Origin of the sequence: Salegentibacter salegens, from assembly GCF_900142975.1 — a bacterium.
GTDB classification, from domain to species: Bacteria; Bacteroidota; Bacteroidia; order Flavobacteriales; family Flavobacteriaceae; genus Salegentibacter; species Salegentibacter salegens.
In genome coordinates this window covers 2,525,441-2,541,301 of record NZ_LT670848.1, presented here as the reverse complement: position 1 = coordinate 2,541,301, position 15,861 = coordinate 2,525,441, and the positions used below count along the sequence as shown (strand labels likewise).

Genomic DNA, 15,861 nt, shown 5'->3' with positions numbered 1-15,861 from the left:
AAACCGGAGCGTTTTTCTATAATAATTATCTAACTAATTATTGATTATCGTCTTCCATAGAAGATTCAGAATCTTTTACTTCTTTATTTTTATCTAAAGAGATTTCAACTCTACGGTTATCCTGTCTTCCGGCAGCGGTATTGTTAGTAGCAATTGGTCTTTCTTCACCATAACCTTCAGAAGTTAATCTGTTGCTTGGTACACCATTTTCTTCTAACCATTTCTCTACTGAAGCAGCACGCTCACGAGATAGTTTCTCGTTATATTCGGCGCTACCAGTACTATCGGTATGCCCTTCAATATGGAAGATTGTATTTGAATATTCGTTCATAATATCAGCGATAGACTGTAAAGCCTCTTCAGAATCTGCTGTTACTGTTGCTTTGTTAAGTTCGAACAATACAGTTTTAGAATATTCATTCAATTCCGAAATAACTTCTACGTCTGGCTCTGGACATCCATTGTTAGCTGCAGTTCCAGCAACTTCTGGACATTCATCGTCTTTATCTAAAACACCGTCACCATCCATATCTTCGTAAGGACATCCGTTGTTTTCAGCAGGACCAGCTTCATTAGGACAGTCATCTTCGTTATCAGCAACTCCGTCACCATCAGCATCAGGACATCCATTAAGTTCAGCCAATCCGGCTACTTCAGGACAGTCATCATTTGGATCAGCAATTCCGTCACCATCGGTATCAGGACAACCATCAAATTCAGCTAAACCAGCTTCGTTAGGACAAGCGTCCATACGGTCTTCAATTCCATCACCGTCAGAATCTGGACATCCGTTAAACTCAGGTAAACCTGGAGTTTCTGGACATTCATCGTCTTTATCGTAAATACCGTCACCGTCAGAATCGGTTCCGCCAAACATAAATTTCACACCACCTGCGTGTTGAAAGTGTGTTGCACCATCAACATCAAACACGTGCTTGTAGTTAGATTCAAGAGTTAAAGCAACATTATCAGTAAACCAGAAGTTTAATCCGAATTTACCGTTAAGAGTTGCTGCGCCAAGATCTGAAATAGGGTAGTCACCATTATCAGCAATGCTGGTGTAACCACCACCAATACCAACAACAGGATCAAGCCAACCATCATTTAGTAAGGCTCTTAAGCTATAGTTAAAAGATCCATCAATTGCATAATATGCCATTTGTGGAACGCTTTCAGCGCCATATTGTTCTATTTGGTTTACAGAACCCGCAAGTTCAAATACAAAACCACTTCCAATATAACGACCTACGGTTAATCTTGACATAGATGGCAAGATATTCCAGTGATCTCCAACGTTAAAATAATCGTCAAAAGTTCCTCCTACATCACTGGTAGGATGAAAGTCTACCGCGTTGGTTTGGATCCCTACAGACCAGGGATTGTTTGCATCCTGTGCAGTTACCGAAGTAATACCCAGAACCAACATTGTAGCGAATAAAATTTTGCTAAGATGTTTCATATTCAATAGTTTAGTTTTAAGTGTTAATTGTTAACAAAAGTAGACTGTTAAAGCTTATTGGCAAAGCATAAAATAATAAAGTTTTCTTAATAAACCCTTAGATAATGGCGTTTTTGAGAGCTTTTTAAGATTTGTAAAGCCTTCTTTTTGCTAATTTTTCATTATAAATTTAAGCTATTCTTTAACATTGAAACTAAATTACGTCTAATTCTTTACCCACCTTGGTAAAGGCTGCAATGGCTTTATCTAAATGTTCCTGCTCGTGGGCGGCAGATAACTGTACTCTTATCCTGGCCTTTTCTTTTGGAACTACGGGATAAAAGAATCCTATTACATAAATACCTTCTTCCAGTAATCTCTCTGCCATTTTTTGAGATAATTTGGCATCGTAAAGCATTACAGGAACAATAGCCGACTCTCCATCTATAATATCAAAACCGGCATCTTTAATTCCTTTTTTGAAATATTGCGTATTGCTCTTTAGTTTTTCCCGCAGACTGTTGTCTTTTTCCAACATTTCAAAAACCTTAATTGAAGCACCAACTATAGAAGGAGCAAGGGAGTTTGAAAATAAGTAAGGTCTTGAACGTTGTCTAAGTAATTCTATAATTTCTTTTTTAGCTGTGGTGTAACCGCCCATAGCTCCACCAAGTGCTTTTCCTAATGTTCCGGTGATAATATCCACTCTGTCCATCACTCCTTTTTCTTCCAGGGTTCCAATTCCTTTTTCTCCAATAAAACCAGTAGCGTGGCATTCATCTATCATTACCATCGCATCATACTTATCAGCCAGGTCACAAATTTTATCTAAAGGAGCTACAAGACCATCCATAGAGAAAACACCATCGGTTACGATAAGTTTAAATCTTGCTCCTTTTTCGTTGGCGTCTTTAAGTTGTTTTTCTAAATCGGCCATATCGCCATTTTGATAACGATATCTTGCCGCTTTACATAAACGCACCCCATCAATAATAGAAGCGTGGTTTAGCGAATCTGAAATTATTGCATCTTCTTTGGTTAAAAGTGGTTCAAAAATTCCTCCGTTTGCATCAAAACACGCAGCATAAAGAATGGTGTCTTCCGTTCCGTAGAAATCGGCTATTTTTTGCTCCAGTTCTTTATGAATATCCTGGGTTCCGCAAATAAATCTAACACTAGACATCCCAAAACCGTGGGAATCCATAGTATCTTTAGCGGCTTTTATAACCTCGGGATGGGAAGAAAGTCCCAAATAATTATTGGCGCAAAAGTTAATTACTTCCTGCCCGGTAGAAATTTTGATCACCGCATCTTGTGGGCCGGTAATTATTCGTTCTTTTTTAAAAAGGCCGTCTTCTTTAATTTGTTCCAGCTCTTTTTCTAAATGTTGTTTTATTGATCCGTACATAATTCTAATTTTTTACAAACTTACATTTCTTTTAAACAAGGCGCACCTTAAGCGCTTTATTTGTATAAACAAGGTTTTTACTTCCTATTTTGTAACCCATATCTTCTAAAATCCCGGCATAGCTGTTAATTTGAGCTTCGTGGGAAATGTCAAACTTTCCGGTTTTATAGTCTATAATATTCACGGTTTTCCCCGAAAAATTAATGCGGTCTGGCCTTAATCTTTTGCCTTCGGGCGTTAAAATATCGCGTTCGTTAAAACTTGTAGCGCTCTTTGCGTAGTATTCTGAAAGTTGTGGATGATTGGTGATTTCAAGAAGTAATTTTTCTATTTTTTCTGCGGAATCTTTTGTGATTATTCCATTATTTACGGCTTGGGTCACAACAGGTTTTACCTGCTCTTTAAAATCTATTTGCGCCAATAATTCGTGCAGAATCTCTCCTTTTTCAATTGCTTCTTCTTGTTTACTGTCCCATAACATTCCCGATTTGGTAACTATATTCACCGCTTTATTTTGCGTTGCTGAAGAGTAAAATTTTTCTGAAATAATATTTTCTGAATGTGTTTCTGCTGAGGCTTTCGGAATCCCAATTTCGCCAAATTCATAAGTATTTATATTGGCATCCCACCTCCCAATTTCTTTTAAATAACCGATTAATAATCCTGAAGTTTTATAGGCTTTTTCATTGCCTTTTGCATCTATTTCTTTTTTGCTCAGCAAATACAATTGCTGCGAAGCACGGGTGCAGGCTACATATAGTACATTTAAAGTATCCAGTTCTTTTTGATGAATTAATTCAGTATAAATATCGGAAGCCTTTGGGCCCCAATTCAGCATTTTATCTGATGCGCTGAGGTAATTCATAGGAATTTCGTCTAATGGAGGCTCCATAGGCAACCAAAGTGAATCCATACGAGTGCTTTTGGAATCGGAATTGGCATAAGGATAGATCACTACCGGGAATTCCAGGCCTTTAGATTTATGAATGGTCATTATTTGTACGGCATCTTCAGCTTTGGGAACTACAATGCTTAAGCTCTCTATTTCCTGTTTCCATAAATCGATAAAATCAGCTATGCCTGCGGTTGCCTTTTGCGTGCTTTCAAAGATAAAATCGAGAAAAAACTGAACATAAGCATTAGAAGTTTCTACCAGGGAAAAACTTCTAATAATATATTCAGCGGCTTCATAAACTGAAAGATGCCTGATTTCGTCAAGGTCAAAATCAATATTGTAATCCTTTAGCCAATTAAAAAATGACTTCCCGTCTTTGGGTAAATTGGCTGAGATTATCGGGTAGCGGTTTTCTATCTCCAGGAAATCGGCCAGGAAATCAAAAAGTTCCAGTTTTAAAGTGTTGTCTTTAGGACTTAAAGAAAACTCTAATAAATGAGCGATAAAGTTCACTTCGGAAGAATTGGCAACTAACAAGGTTTCAGAAGAAACAACGGGAATATTATTTTCGCTCAAATAGCTTGCAATGGTGATGCCTTCTTTCTTTTTACGGGTTAAGATACAGATATCTCCTTTTTTAAACTTTTTCTGCTCTAAATTCTGAATAATTTCCAGGATTTTTTCAGGATAAATTTCGTGTTCTTCCGCGGCATTTTCGGCTTCGATAAAGTCGATATTTACGTATCCAAAATCTCCTTTTTTAGGATTTTGACTGCTTTCCTGGAACAAATTAGAATAAGCCGGATGTTGTAAGGTGCCTGAAGCATAATTGAATAAACTGTTGTTGAAGTTTACAATCTGGCTTCCGCTACGGTAATTATCTGGCAAATTTTCTACATATTTTTCGATACTAAAGGGATTGGTATCTAAACAAAGGTCTATAAATTGCTCGGCTTTTCCGCCGCGCCAACGGTAAATAGATTGCTTGGCATCTCCAACCAGCATAGCGCTGGCAGGATCCTGGATATTTTCAGAAGAAAGTTTGTTGTCTATAAGTGGAATCAGGTTTTCCCACTGCATTTGCGAAGTGTCCTGAAATTCATCTATAAAATAATTTTGGTAACGCTCCCCAAGCCTTTCGTAAATAAATGGCGCCGGTTGGTCTTTCACCTGTGCGCTTATTTTTGGGTTAAATTCTGAAATAAGAATTAGGTTGCGCTCTTTCTTTATAAGTTCTACTTCCTGGTTTATCGCATTAAGTAGCGAAAGTTGAGTTAGATTTTTTCTAATTGCCTCAAGAAAATCAAGGTTTAGATAGGCTCTTTTAGAAATTTCAAAAAGACTAACTATTAAAGATTGAATACTATCTAACGCATCCTTAACAGCCTGATTTTTATTTGACTTCGCATAAAGCGGAGCGCTTTCCAGCTTTAGCATCCATGATTTTTCAAAACCGTCTATAGACTTTTGATCTCTTAGCTTCACAAAATGTTTATAAACGTATCCGCCGCTAAAGTCCTTTTCTTCAATATTATTACTTTCAACAAGGTCAAAAAATTCAGTACTGGTTTCCGCAATTATAGCTTCAGTCTTTTTAATTTCTGAAGTTATTCGTGCCTTAAAACTCTGGAAATCTTCGGGTGTTTTACCTTTTAGCTTTTTGAGTGCTTCCTGATGGTTTTCGCCAATTAGCAATTCAGAAATTTCGAAAAGGTCTTTGGCAATATCCCAACTTTTATCATCATCTGTTTTACTAATTGCAAAAGAAATAAGAACTTTTGTAAGCTCTTTATCGGTACCGGCTTTGCTTATAAGCCTATCTACGGCTTCCATAAGAATCTGCCGTGTGTTAAGAGCAATCTCAAAATTTACCGGTAATCCCAGGTCTTTAGCGAAAGTTCTAAGCACCCTGTGTGTAAATCCGTCTATGGTAGAAACTTCAAAAGCTGCGTAATTATGGATAATACTTTTTAGGATCTTCGCAGCCCTGGTTTTAAGCTCTGCTTCAGATAAACCGATTTCCTCAGCAATAATTTTAAAAAGTGGGTTGTTTATAGACGAGGTTTCTGCTCCAGTAAAATCCCTTAGACTGCTTATAATTCTGGACTTCATTTCATCTACCGCTTTATTAGTAAAAGTGATAGCGAGAATATTTTTGTAAGCATCGGGCTTTTTGCTTTTAAAAAGCAGTAATAAATATTCTTTAACCAGGGTAAAGGTTTTACCCGATCCCGCAGAAGCATTATAAATAGTGAAATTATTAGTCAAAAAAGCTAGATTTTTAGGAAGATTTTGAATTTTAAAGGTAAAATAAAAATGTTTTGTATTCTCTCCCGGCTTTTAAGTATTTTATAACATTAAATTGTTTCTATTAAATAGCTTAATACCTAAATTTGAGTGAATTTTATTACTAATCACTAAAAAATATATACAAATGGCTTTTGAGTTACCAAAGTTAAAATATGCATTTGATGCATTACAACCACATATAGATGCGAAGACCATGGAAATTCACCATGGAAAACACCACGCAGGTTACACTAAAAAATTAAACGCTGCAATAGAAGGCACCGATCTTGATGGAAAAACCATTGAGAATATCCTTGAAAATCTTGATAAATCTAATACCGCTGTAAGAAATAACGGTGGCGGATTTTATAACCATAGATTATTTTGGGAAGTGATGTCTCCAGATGGTGGCGGAAAACCAGAAGGTGAACTTGCAAAAGCAATTGATACCGCATTTGGTTCTTTTGAAGCTTTTAAAGATGAATTTTCTAAAGCAGCTGCGGGACAGTTTGGTTCTGGATGGGCCTGGCTTTGTGTTCACGAAGGTGGAAAAGTAGAGATTTGCTCTACAGCAAATCAGGATAATCCATTAATGCCTGGAATTGGCTGTGGAGGAACTCCTATTTTAGGGCTTGATGTTTGGGAACATGCTTATTACCTAAACTATCAAAACCGTAGACCAGATTATATAGATGCATTTTTTAATGTAATAGACTGGAAAGAAGTAGGAAGCAGATATGCAAAGCAGAAATAATAACTAAGTTATTATTCAATATATTAAAAAGACCGCCATTTGAGCGGTCTTTTTTTTGCAAGAATGTTAAATAAAAAAAGGCGGATTTTTAGATCCACCTTTTTTTGCCCCAAATCTACCATGAACTTAACCTACTTATGTTATGGTGAGTCTAAAGTATGTTGAATAAATCTTGCTCGCAAATTTTTTAGATTAACGGCGTAATTACCTGTTAAAGTATTGAAATTCAATATTTAATGTAAGAAAAATTGGGTTTTTAGATTTGTTGGCTGTGGGAATTGTTTATTTCTGAAGAATTTCAAAATCGGGTAAAAATAAAAAAAGGCGGATTTTTAGATCCACCTTTTTTTGCCCCAAATCTACCATGAACTTAACCTACTTATGTTTATGGTTCTGCTAATGTATATAATCTTAATCCTCTAAAAAATCATTTTAGACGAACGGCAGAAAAACTTGTTAAAGTGCACTTAGTAGGCTCTCCCTTCGTTTCCTTCGTAAAAATTAATAAAAGCTCTATTCACTACCCGGTTACCACCAAATGTGGGATAATTGCCTGTGAAATACCAGTCACCCAGGTTCTTAGGACAGGCGGTATGCAAATTATCTACCGTTTGGTAAATCACTTTTACTTTAGCTTTTACATCGGTATCACAAAGTAGTTCTGAAATTTTATCTGAAATTTGCTCATTGGTAAAAGGTTCGTAGATTTCTTTTACGAAATTCTTTACATCCACATCGGCGAGATCTACCTGTAATTTACATTTGTCGTAAACCTTTTCTACAATATCGTATTGGTTGTTATCTTTTAAAAGCTCCAGCGCTGCCCTAAAAGCAACGAGACCTTCCAGGCGCGCCATATCAATCCCGTAGCAATCGGGATAACGAATTTGCGGTGCAGAAGAGACTACCACAATTTGTTTTGGGTTTAACCTGTCCATCATTTTAATGATGCTTTTCTTTAACGTGGTTCCCCTAACAATACTGTCATCTATAATTACCAGGCTATCTTCTGGTTTAACCACCCCGTAGGTCACATCATAAACATGGGCTACAAGGTCGTCCCTGCTGCTGTCTTCGGTAATAAAGGTTCTAAGCTTTACATCTTTGATCGCAATTTTCTCGGTGCGTAAACGGTGAGCTAAAATTTCCTTTAGTCGTGCATCAGTTAACGTATCTTTTTCAGCAAGAATCGCGTCGTTTTTCTGTTTATTCAGTTCATCCTGAGCCGCTTCAACCATTCCGTAGAAACTGGTTTCCGCAGTATTTGGAATAAACGAGAAAACCGTATTTATGGTATCGTGCTCTATAGATTTCAGGACTTCAGGCATCAATAAACGCCCAAGCATTTTTCGTTCTTTATAGATTTCGGCATCGCTTCCACGGGAAAAATAAATACGCTCAAACGAGCAGGCTTTTCGTTCCAGAGGTTCCAGGATTTGGGTAATATTTACCTCTCCGCTTTTTTTGGTGATAATGGCGTGTCCTGGCGGAAGCTCATGTACTTCATCAAAATCTACATTAAAAGCGGTTTGAATTACCGGTCTTTCTGAAGCTATAACTACCACTTCATCATCTTTGTAATAATAAGCAGGCCGTATGCCCGCAGGATCACGCAGTACGAAAGAATCGCCGTGCCCCAGTAAACCGGCCATGGCATAACCACCATCCCAGTTTTTAGACGATTTTCTAAGAATTTTAGCAACGTTTAGTTTTTCTGCAATTATTGGCGAAGCAGAAACTTTAGAATATCCCTCTTTTTTTAATTTCTTGTAAAGCTTTTGCACCTCAGAATCTAAAAAGTGCCCAATTTTTTCCATTACCGTAACGGTGTCGGCTTTTTCTTTTGGATGTTGACCTAATTCTACCAGGTTATTAAAAAGCTGGTTTACATTGGTCATATTAAAATTCCCTGCCACAATAAGATTACGGTGCATCCAGTTATTTTGCCGAAGAAATGGGTGTACACTTTCTATGCTGTTTTTGCCAAAAGTGCCATAGCGAACGTGCCCAAGGTAAACTTCCCCTACATAAGGAAGGTTTTTCTTCTGAAGCGAAACATTATCGGCATATTCAGGGTTGGCTTTAATCTCGTCGTTGATTCTACCATTTATCTGCTCAAATATATCCTGGATGGGTTGCGCCGCATTAGATCTTATTCGGCTTATATAGCGATCTCCGGGAGCTGTATTTAATTTAATGTTGGCAAAACCGGCGCCATCCTGGCCGCGGTTATGCTGTTTTTCCATCATTAGATACATTTTGTTAATCCCATAAAAGGCGGTACCATATTTTTCTTTATAGTATTCCAGGGGTTTTAACAATCGTATTTGGGCAATTCCACATTCGTGTTTTAAGGCGTCACTCATAATAAAAGGATTTTCAATCCTGCTTTATATAAAAAATGCCCTGAAAATTCAGGGCATAAGTTTAGGTTAATGCTATTTCAAATTGAGTTAATTTCTTAAACTCTGCGAGGCGCGAATTAACTTCCTCGCCCGAAAGCTCCTCCATCCTTTCGGTTCCAAATTTCTCTACACAAAAAGATGCGAGATTGGAGCCGTAAATAATGGCATTTTTCATATTTTCAAAGCTAATGTTTCCGGTTTTTGCGAGATAACCTGCAAAACCGCCTGCAAAAGTATCCCCGGCGCCGGTTGGGTCAAAAACTTCTTCCAAAGGAAGGGCGGGCGCAAAAAACACCTGCTCTTCGTGAAATAATAAAGCGCCGTGTTCTCCTTTTTTAATCACTACATATTTTGGTCCCATAGTAGCGATCTTTTTAGCAGCTTTTGCTAAAGAATATTCGCCAGAAATTTGTCTTGCCTCTTCATCGTTAATAGTGATTACATCTACTTTGGCAATTACTTTCATTAAATCTTCCAAAGCATTATCCATCCAAAAATTCATCGTATCCAGGATAGCAAGTTTCGGAGATTCAATTTGTGCTAGAACGCTAAGTTGCACCAAAGGATGCAGGTTGCCCAACATCACAATTTCAGCATCTTTATAAGCATTTGGTACTACCGGGTTAAAATTGGCAAGTACATTTAATTGGGTATCTAAGGTATCTCTGGAATTTAGATCGTTATGGTAACGGCCGCTCCAAAAGAAGGTTTTTCCGCCGGGAACCACTTCAATTCCATCAATATTTATATTGTTTTTCGTAAGCAGGTCAAGGTATTTTTGTGGAAAATCGTCTCCCACAATAGATACCACTGCGCTGTCTACATTAAACTGTGAGGCCGAAAGCCCAATATAGGTGCCTGCACCTCCAAGAATTTTATCGGTTTTCCCAAATGGGGTTTCAATTGCATCAAAGGCTACCGTGCCTACAATCAGTAATTTACTCATAAATTGGTTTAAAAAATGTGCTGCAAATATACAGTTTGTTTTTCAAGGGTTCAATCAAAATTACTCGATAATCGAGATTTAAATACTGCGAGACTTGCCTCGAAATCAAGATTTATTTTTCAACCATTCCTGGGTCTCGCTTCGAGATAGTTTAATTTAATAGGAAGATGTTTTAACTTTGCTGAAAACCTTCATCTATTAAAAGTCTTTTTTCTTTTGAAGCGGCCACCGCTAAAGCGTCGCAGCGTTCGTTTTGCGGATGGTCATTATGTCCCTTTATCCACCTAAAACTTACAGTATGTTTTCTAATTTCTTTTAAAAACTCTATCCAGAGATCGGTATTTTTTCGGTCTTTAAAATTTTTCTTTTCCCAGCCAAAGACCCATTTTTTGTTTACCGCATCAGCCACATATTTTGAATCGGTAAAGACAATGGCAGCAACGCCGGGCTTTTTCAGCTTTTTTAGTGCGTCAATTACTGCTAGTAGCTCCATCCTGTTATTAGTGGTGTGTTTAAAGCCTTTTGCGAATTCTTTGCGATAGGATTTGCCTACCCATTCCATCACAATGCCGTAACCGCCGGGGCCGGGATTTCCTCTCGCGGCGCCATCGGTATAAATGTGTACCTGGGCTGTTTGCACTACTGCGGTTTCTTTTGAAGTAATTGCTGAATAATTTCAGGGAAATGTTTGTATTCCAGCTTATGAATTTTTTCTGCGAGCGTTTCAGGCGTATCTTCTCCTAAAATTTCTGTTTTTGCCTGGAAGATCACTTCGCCTTCATCATAATTTTCATTTACAAAATGAATGCTAATCCCGCTTTCTTTTTCTTTATTCTGAATAATGGTTTTGTGAACATTCATGCCATACATTCCTTTTCCGCCATATTTTGGAAGTAGCGCGGGATGTATGTTTACAATCTTATTTGGAAATCGGTTTAAAATGTCTTGAGGGAAAATCAACATAAATCCGGCTAAAACAATTAAATCTGGATTTATATCTTCTAAAATATGCAGAACTTCGTTACTATTATAAAGTGCATCGCGATCAAAATGAAGAGCTTTAACATTTAGATCATGTGCTCTTTGGAGCACTTTGGCCGATCTTTTATTCGAGAACACCGCCACCACACTGGCATCTGGTAGTTTTTGAAAATATTTAATGATATTTTCGGCATTTGTTCCAGAACCGGAAGCAAAGACAACTATTTTTTTTTTCGTGGTATGGGTTGGATGGCTCAAAATAAGCTTGTTAACAATTATTAGAATGTAAAATTAAGTCCTTTCAACTAAATTTATGTAAATTACGATCACATTTTTAAAGTAAAAATCGGTTTTAAAATAAAGTTTTTTATTTTTGCCACCTAATCAAAATTAAAATAAAAGTATTATGTCAGACATTGCATCAAGAGTAAAAGCGATTATCGTTGACAAGTTAGGTGTTGACGAGAACGAGGTTGTTAACGAAGCAAGCTTCACAAACGATCTGGGTGCTGATTCATTGGACACTGTGGAATTGATCATGGAATTCGAAAAAGAATTCGACATCCAGATTCCTGATGACCAGGCTGAGAACATTGCCACAGTAGGTCAGGCAATTTCTTATATTGAAGACGCAAAAAAATAAAAAGAGTATAGACCATATGGAGTTGAAGCGAGTTGTAGTAACGGGCTTGGGAGCCCTAACCCCCATTGGTAACAATATTGAAGAATATTGGGAGGCTTTGGTAGCCGGAAAAAGTGGTGGTGCACCTATTACCTATTTCGATACTGAAAAATTCAAAACCAAATTCGCTTGTGAACTCAAAAATTTTGACCCGCTCGATTTCTTTGACCGTAAGGAAGTAAGAAGGCTGGACAGGTTTGCCCAATATGCCATTGTAGCTTCAGATGAAGCAATAAAAGATTCCGGCATCAACCTGGATACTGTAAACAAGTATCGCGTTGGTGTAATATGGGGGGCCGGAATTGGTGGATTGGAAACTTTTCAGAACGAAGTGATAAACTTTGCGACGGGAGATGGTACACCAAGGTTTAATCCTTTCTTTATTCCTAAGATGATTGCAGATATTGCCCCCGGTAATATCTCTATTCGTCATGGGTTTATGGGAGCAAATTATACTACCGTTTCAGCTTGTGCATCTGCGGCTAATGCCATGATAGATGCATTAAATAATATAAGACTGGGACATAGTGATATTATTGTTTCCGGAGGTTCTGAAGCTGCGGTAACTATGGCTGGTATGGGTGGCTTTAATGCTATGCACGCTCTCTCTACACAAAACGATAACCCCGAAACAGCTTCAAGACCTTTTGATGCTACACGGGACGGATTTGTATTAGGAGAAGGTGCTGGTACACTTATTCTTGAAGAATATGAACATGCCAAGGCCAGGGGAGCTAAAATTTATGCTGAAGTACTTGGAGGAGGTTTATCTTCTGATGCTTACCATATGACGGCACCACATCCTGAAGGAAATGGAGTTGTGGCAGTTATGGAAAATTGTCTTCGAAATGCAGAAATGAAACCCGAAGATGTAGACGCCATTAACACTCACGGAACTTCTACTCCATTAGGAGATGTAGCCGAATTGAAAGCGATAAGTAAGGTTTTTGGCGAACATGCCAAAACAATGAACATCAATTCAACAAAATCAATGACCGGGCATTTGCTTGGTGCTGCGGGAGCTATAGAAGCAATTTCCGCAATTTTGTCTATGAAACATGGAATAGTACCACCTACTATTAACCACGAACACAAAGACGAAAATATTGATCCTGAATTGAACCTTACCTTAAACAAGGCCCAGGAACGTGATGTAAAGGTGGTAATGAGCAACACGTTTGGATTTGGAGGTCACAACGCTTGTGTATTGTTTAAAAGATTTGATGAATAACCTTTAATTATGGGCGTTCTTCGAAATATATTAAATTCCCGTTCTGATAAAGGCGGGAATTTTTTTTCAGTTTTATACAAAATACTGGGGTTTAAGCCTAAAAATATTCTTCACTACCGCAAAGCATTTACCCACCGTTCCCTCAATATTAAAGATGAAAAGGGAAATGCCGTGAGTTTTGAACGTCTTGAGTTCCTTGGTGACGCGATTTTAAGCGCTGTAATTGCATCGCATCTTTTTAAAGCAGTTCCCGGCGGTAACGAAGGTTATCTTACCAAAATGCGCTCTAAAGTGGTTAGCCGAAAGCATTTAAATGAACTTGGAAAAGACCTTAAACTTATAGATCACGTTCAAACCAATATTCCAAAAGATCAATTTGGATCCAATATTCATGGAAATTTATTCGAAGCTTTAATTGGCGCAATATATCTGGATAGAGGTTATAAATATTGCAAGCGTTTTATTTACGAAAGAGTGATAGATCCTTATGTAGATATAGAGCAATTAGAAGGGCAGGTAATAAGCTACAAAAGTTTGTTTATAGAATGGTGCCAAAAAGAAAAGCGTGAGTTTGATTTTGAAGTTTATGAAGATACCGGGAACGACGAGATAAAACATTTTGCCGTAAAATTACGCTTAGATGAGAAGGTGGTGGCAAAAGCAAGAGCAACCTCAAAAAAGAAGGCCGAAGAAAAAACCGCAAAAAGGGCCTATTATGCACTTCAAAATAAAATCACTTAAAATTGTGAAATTAGCGCAAACTATAACGTTTTCGTAGATAAATATGAAGTTTCGGCAGGATAAACCTTCATTTTTCTCAATCTTATCTTATCTTTAACCTTAAATTAAAAGCTATGCAATCTCATAAAATGCTGCTTGAGGATGTAGAAGAAGATGATTTTGGCTTAATAGCACTATATGGTGATTTAGAAGAATTTAAGATGGCCTATTTATTAAATATGCATCTTAAACTTCAATTAAAGAGAGAACGCAGGGATATAGACTTCAACCATAAATCGGTAGAAGCATTCTACGCCCATTATACCTTTAAAGACTTGGCAAATTTCAGGTCTTATCACCTTGTTGCCAATAAATTTAAAGGAGAACCTAAAAAAATATTGAGTTCTGGTTCTTTATTTGAAGAAGAAGAAGTTAGACCCTTGCAGGTAAACCTGGTACCTGAATATAAAAAGGTAGATTTCTTTCTTAAAATTGATGAGGACCTAAATCAAAAAGACCTCAATTTGCTAGTAAATGCCATAAGCCAGATACCGCAGGTAATAGCAGTTTATAAAATTGACACAGATTTATTAAAATCTAAACAAAATTTAATTTTTGAATAATGCCAACAAATAAGAAGACTAAAATAGTTGCAACCTTAGGGCCAGCGACGAGTTCTAAAGAAACCCTAGATAAAATGCTCCAGGCTGGAGTAAACGTTTTTAGAGTTAACTTTTCCCATGCTAATTATGACGATGTAAGAGAACGCATTAAAATGATTAGAGACCTGAACAAAGAAAAAGGCTACAATGCCGCAATTCTTGGAGATTTACAAGGTCCTAAACTTCGGGTAGGAGTAATGAAAGATGAGGTAGTAGTTTCAGAAGGTGATGAAATTATTTTTGCTACTGGAAAAGAATTTAAAGGAACCGCAGAACGCGTTTATATGAATTACGAAACTTTTCCGCAAGATGTATCAGCGGGAGAGCGTATTCTTTTAGACGATGGTAAACTTATTTTTGAAGTAGTAAGTACCAATAAAAAAGATGAAGTTAAAACCCGGGTTATTCAAGGTGGGCCTTTAAAATCTAAGAAAGGTGTAAACCTTCCAAATACCAATATTTCCCTTCCTGCTTTAACCGAAAAAGATGTAAATGATGCCATTTTTGCCTGTGAAATGCAGGTAGACTGGATGGCACTTTCTTTTGTGCGACACGCCGAAGATTTAAAAGAACTTCAGGATCTAATTAAAAAGCATAGCAAATATAAAATCCCAATTATAGCTAAAATTGAAAAACCAGAAGGTGTGGCCAATATCGATAAGATTGTGGCTTACTGTGATGGTTTAATGGTTGCGCGTGGAGATTTAGGAGTAGAAATTCCTGCACAGGAGGTGCCATTAATTCAAAAGAAATTAGTGCTTACCGCCAAAAAAGCAAGAATTCCTGTAATTATCGCTACGCAAATGATGGAAACGATGATTACCAGTCTTACACCAACCAGAGCCGAAGTTAACGACGTTGCAAACTCTGTGATGGATGGTGCCGATGCGGTAATGCTTAGTGGCGAAACTTCAGTAGGGCAATACCCGGTACAGGTGATTGAAAAAATGACTCAAATTTTGGAAACTGTTGAAAACTCTCCACTGATTAAAGTTCCTCACGATCCGCCACACGTACGCACCAAACGCTATATTACCAAGGCGGTTTGTTATCACGCGGCCCATATGGCTAATGAAATTAAAGCTAAAGCGATTTGTACCCTGACCAATAGTGGGTATACAGCATTTCAAATTTCAGCCTGGAGACCGGAAGCTCATATTTTAGTGTTTACTTCTAATAATAGAATCCTTTCACAACTAAGTTTATTATGGGGTGTAAAAGCTTTCCATTACGATAAGTTTGTAAGTACAGATGAAACTATAGACGATATTAACCGAATTGCAAAAGAAAAATCATTTGTAGAAATCGGCGATTATACCATTAACCTGGCCGCGATGCCAATTGGTGAAAAAGGTATGGTAAATACTTTAAGAGTTTCAGAAATAGAATAATTTATATTTTTATAAAGAATAAAGCCACGACAGCACTAATTTTAGTGTATTCGTGGCTT

13 protein-coding genes are annotated in these 15,861 nt (G+C 37.4%); 6 read left to right on the top strand and 7 right to left on the bottom strand.

Annotation, left to right across the window (positions count from 1 at the left end):
- Nucleotides 1-37: 37 nt before the first annotated feature.
- From B5488_RS11375 to B5488_RS11365, 3 genes are all read right to left on the bottom strand, one after another.
- A complete protein-coding gene (locus B5488_RS11375) occupies nucleotides 38-1,459 on the bottom strand; it encodes an OmpA family protein (RefSeq protein ID WP_079735372.1) in 1,422 nt (473 codons plus the stop codon).
- Nucleotides 1,460-1,652: 193 nt separating this feature from the next.
- The gene (kbl, locus tag B5488_RS11370) at nucleotides 1,653-2,846 is read right to left on the bottom strand and encodes a glycine C-acetyltransferase (protein WP_079735371.1); all 1,194 of its coding nucleotides are present in this window, start codon (nucleotides 2,844-2,846) and stop codon (nucleotides 1,653-1,655) included.
- Nucleotides 2,847-2,877: 31 nt separating this feature from the next.
- On the bottom strand, nucleotides 2,878-6,009 hold the full coding sequence (locus B5488_RS11365; RefSeq protein WP_079735370.1) for a UvrD-helicase domain-containing protein: 3,132 nt from the start codon (nucleotides 6,007-6,009) through the stop codon (nucleotides 2,878-2,880).
- Nucleotides 6,010-6,175: 166 nt separating this feature from the next.
- On the opposite strand from B5488_RS11365, the gene B5488_RS11360 reads away from it, so the two are divergent.
- Nucleotides 6,176-6,784, top strand: coding sequence for a superoxide dismutase (locus B5488_RS11360; RefSeq protein WP_079735369.1), 609 nt, complete (start codon nucleotides 6,176-6,178; stop codon nucleotides 6,782-6,784).
- Between the two features lie 467 nt (nucleotides 6,785-7,251).
- Here B5488_RS11360 and B5488_RS11355 read toward each other — a convergent pair whose 3' ends face one another.
- From B5488_RS11355 to purN, 4 genes are all read right to left on the bottom strand, one after another.
- A complete protein-coding gene (locus B5488_RS11355; RefSeq protein WP_079735368.1) occupies nucleotides 7,252-9,150 on the bottom strand; it encodes an amidophosphoribosyltransferase in 1,899 nt (632 codons plus the stop codon).
- A 61-nt stretch (nucleotides 9,151-9,211) separates the two neighbouring features.
- On the bottom strand, nucleotides 9,212-10,135 hold the full coding sequence (locus tag B5488_RS11350) for a PfkB family carbohydrate kinase (protein ID WP_079735367.1): 924 nt from the start codon (nucleotides 10,133-10,135) through the stop codon (nucleotides 9,212-9,214).
- Nucleotides 10,136-10,307: 172 nt separating this feature from the next.
- A complete protein-coding gene (gene rnhA / locus B5488_RS11345; RefSeq protein ID WP_079735366.1) occupies nucleotides 10,308-10,775 on the bottom strand; it encodes a ribonuclease HI in 468 nt (155 codons plus the stop codon).
- Nucleotides 10,775-11,374, bottom strand: a complete 600-nt coding sequence (gene purN, locus B5488_RS11340) for a phosphoribosylglycinamide formyltransferase (RefSeq protein WP_079735365.1) — start codon at nucleotides 11,372-11,374, stop codon at nucleotides 10,775-10,777. The genes rnhA and purN overlap by 1 nt, the downstream gene beginning before the upstream one ends.
- Nucleotides 11,375-11,522: 148 nt before the next feature.
- On the opposite strand from purN, the gene B5488_RS11335 reads away from it, so the two are divergent.
- The 5 genes from B5488_RS11335 (at nucleotide 11,523) to pyk (ending at nucleotide 15,802) form a co-directional block, all read left to right on the top strand.
- Nucleotides 11,523-11,759, top strand: a complete 237-nt coding sequence (locus B5488_RS11335) for an acyl carrier protein (protein WP_013069791.1) — start codon at nucleotides 11,523-11,525, stop codon at nucleotides 11,757-11,759.
- A 16-nt stretch (nucleotides 11,760-11,775) separates the two neighbouring features.
- Nucleotides 11,776-13,029: a beta-ketoacyl-ACP synthase II gene (fabF, locus tag B5488_RS11330; RefSeq protein ID WP_079735364.1), complete on the top strand. Its 1,254-nt coding sequence runs from the start codon at nucleotides 11,776-11,778 to the stop codon at nucleotides 13,027-13,029.
- Nucleotides 13,030-13,038: 9 nt separating this feature from the next.
- Entirely contained in the window at nucleotides 13,039-13,770 is a 732-nt protein-coding gene (gene rnc, locus B5488_RS11325; RefSeq protein ID WP_079735363.1) for a ribonuclease III, read from the top strand.
- A 113-nt stretch (nucleotides 13,771-13,883) separates the two neighbouring features.
- Nucleotides 13,884-14,372, top strand: coding sequence for an IPExxxVDY family protein (locus B5488_RS11320; RefSeq protein ID WP_079735362.1), 489 nt, complete (start codon nucleotides 13,884-13,886; stop codon nucleotides 14,370-14,372).
- On the top strand, nucleotides 14,372-15,802 hold the full coding sequence (pyk, locus tag B5488_RS11315; protein WP_079735361.1) for a pyruvate kinase: 1,431 nt from the start codon (nucleotides 14,372-14,374) through the stop codon (nucleotides 15,800-15,802). The genes B5488_RS11320 and pyk overlap by 1 nt, the downstream gene beginning before the upstream one ends.
- The last annotated feature ends 59 nt before the right edge of the window (nucleotides 15,803-15,861 follow it).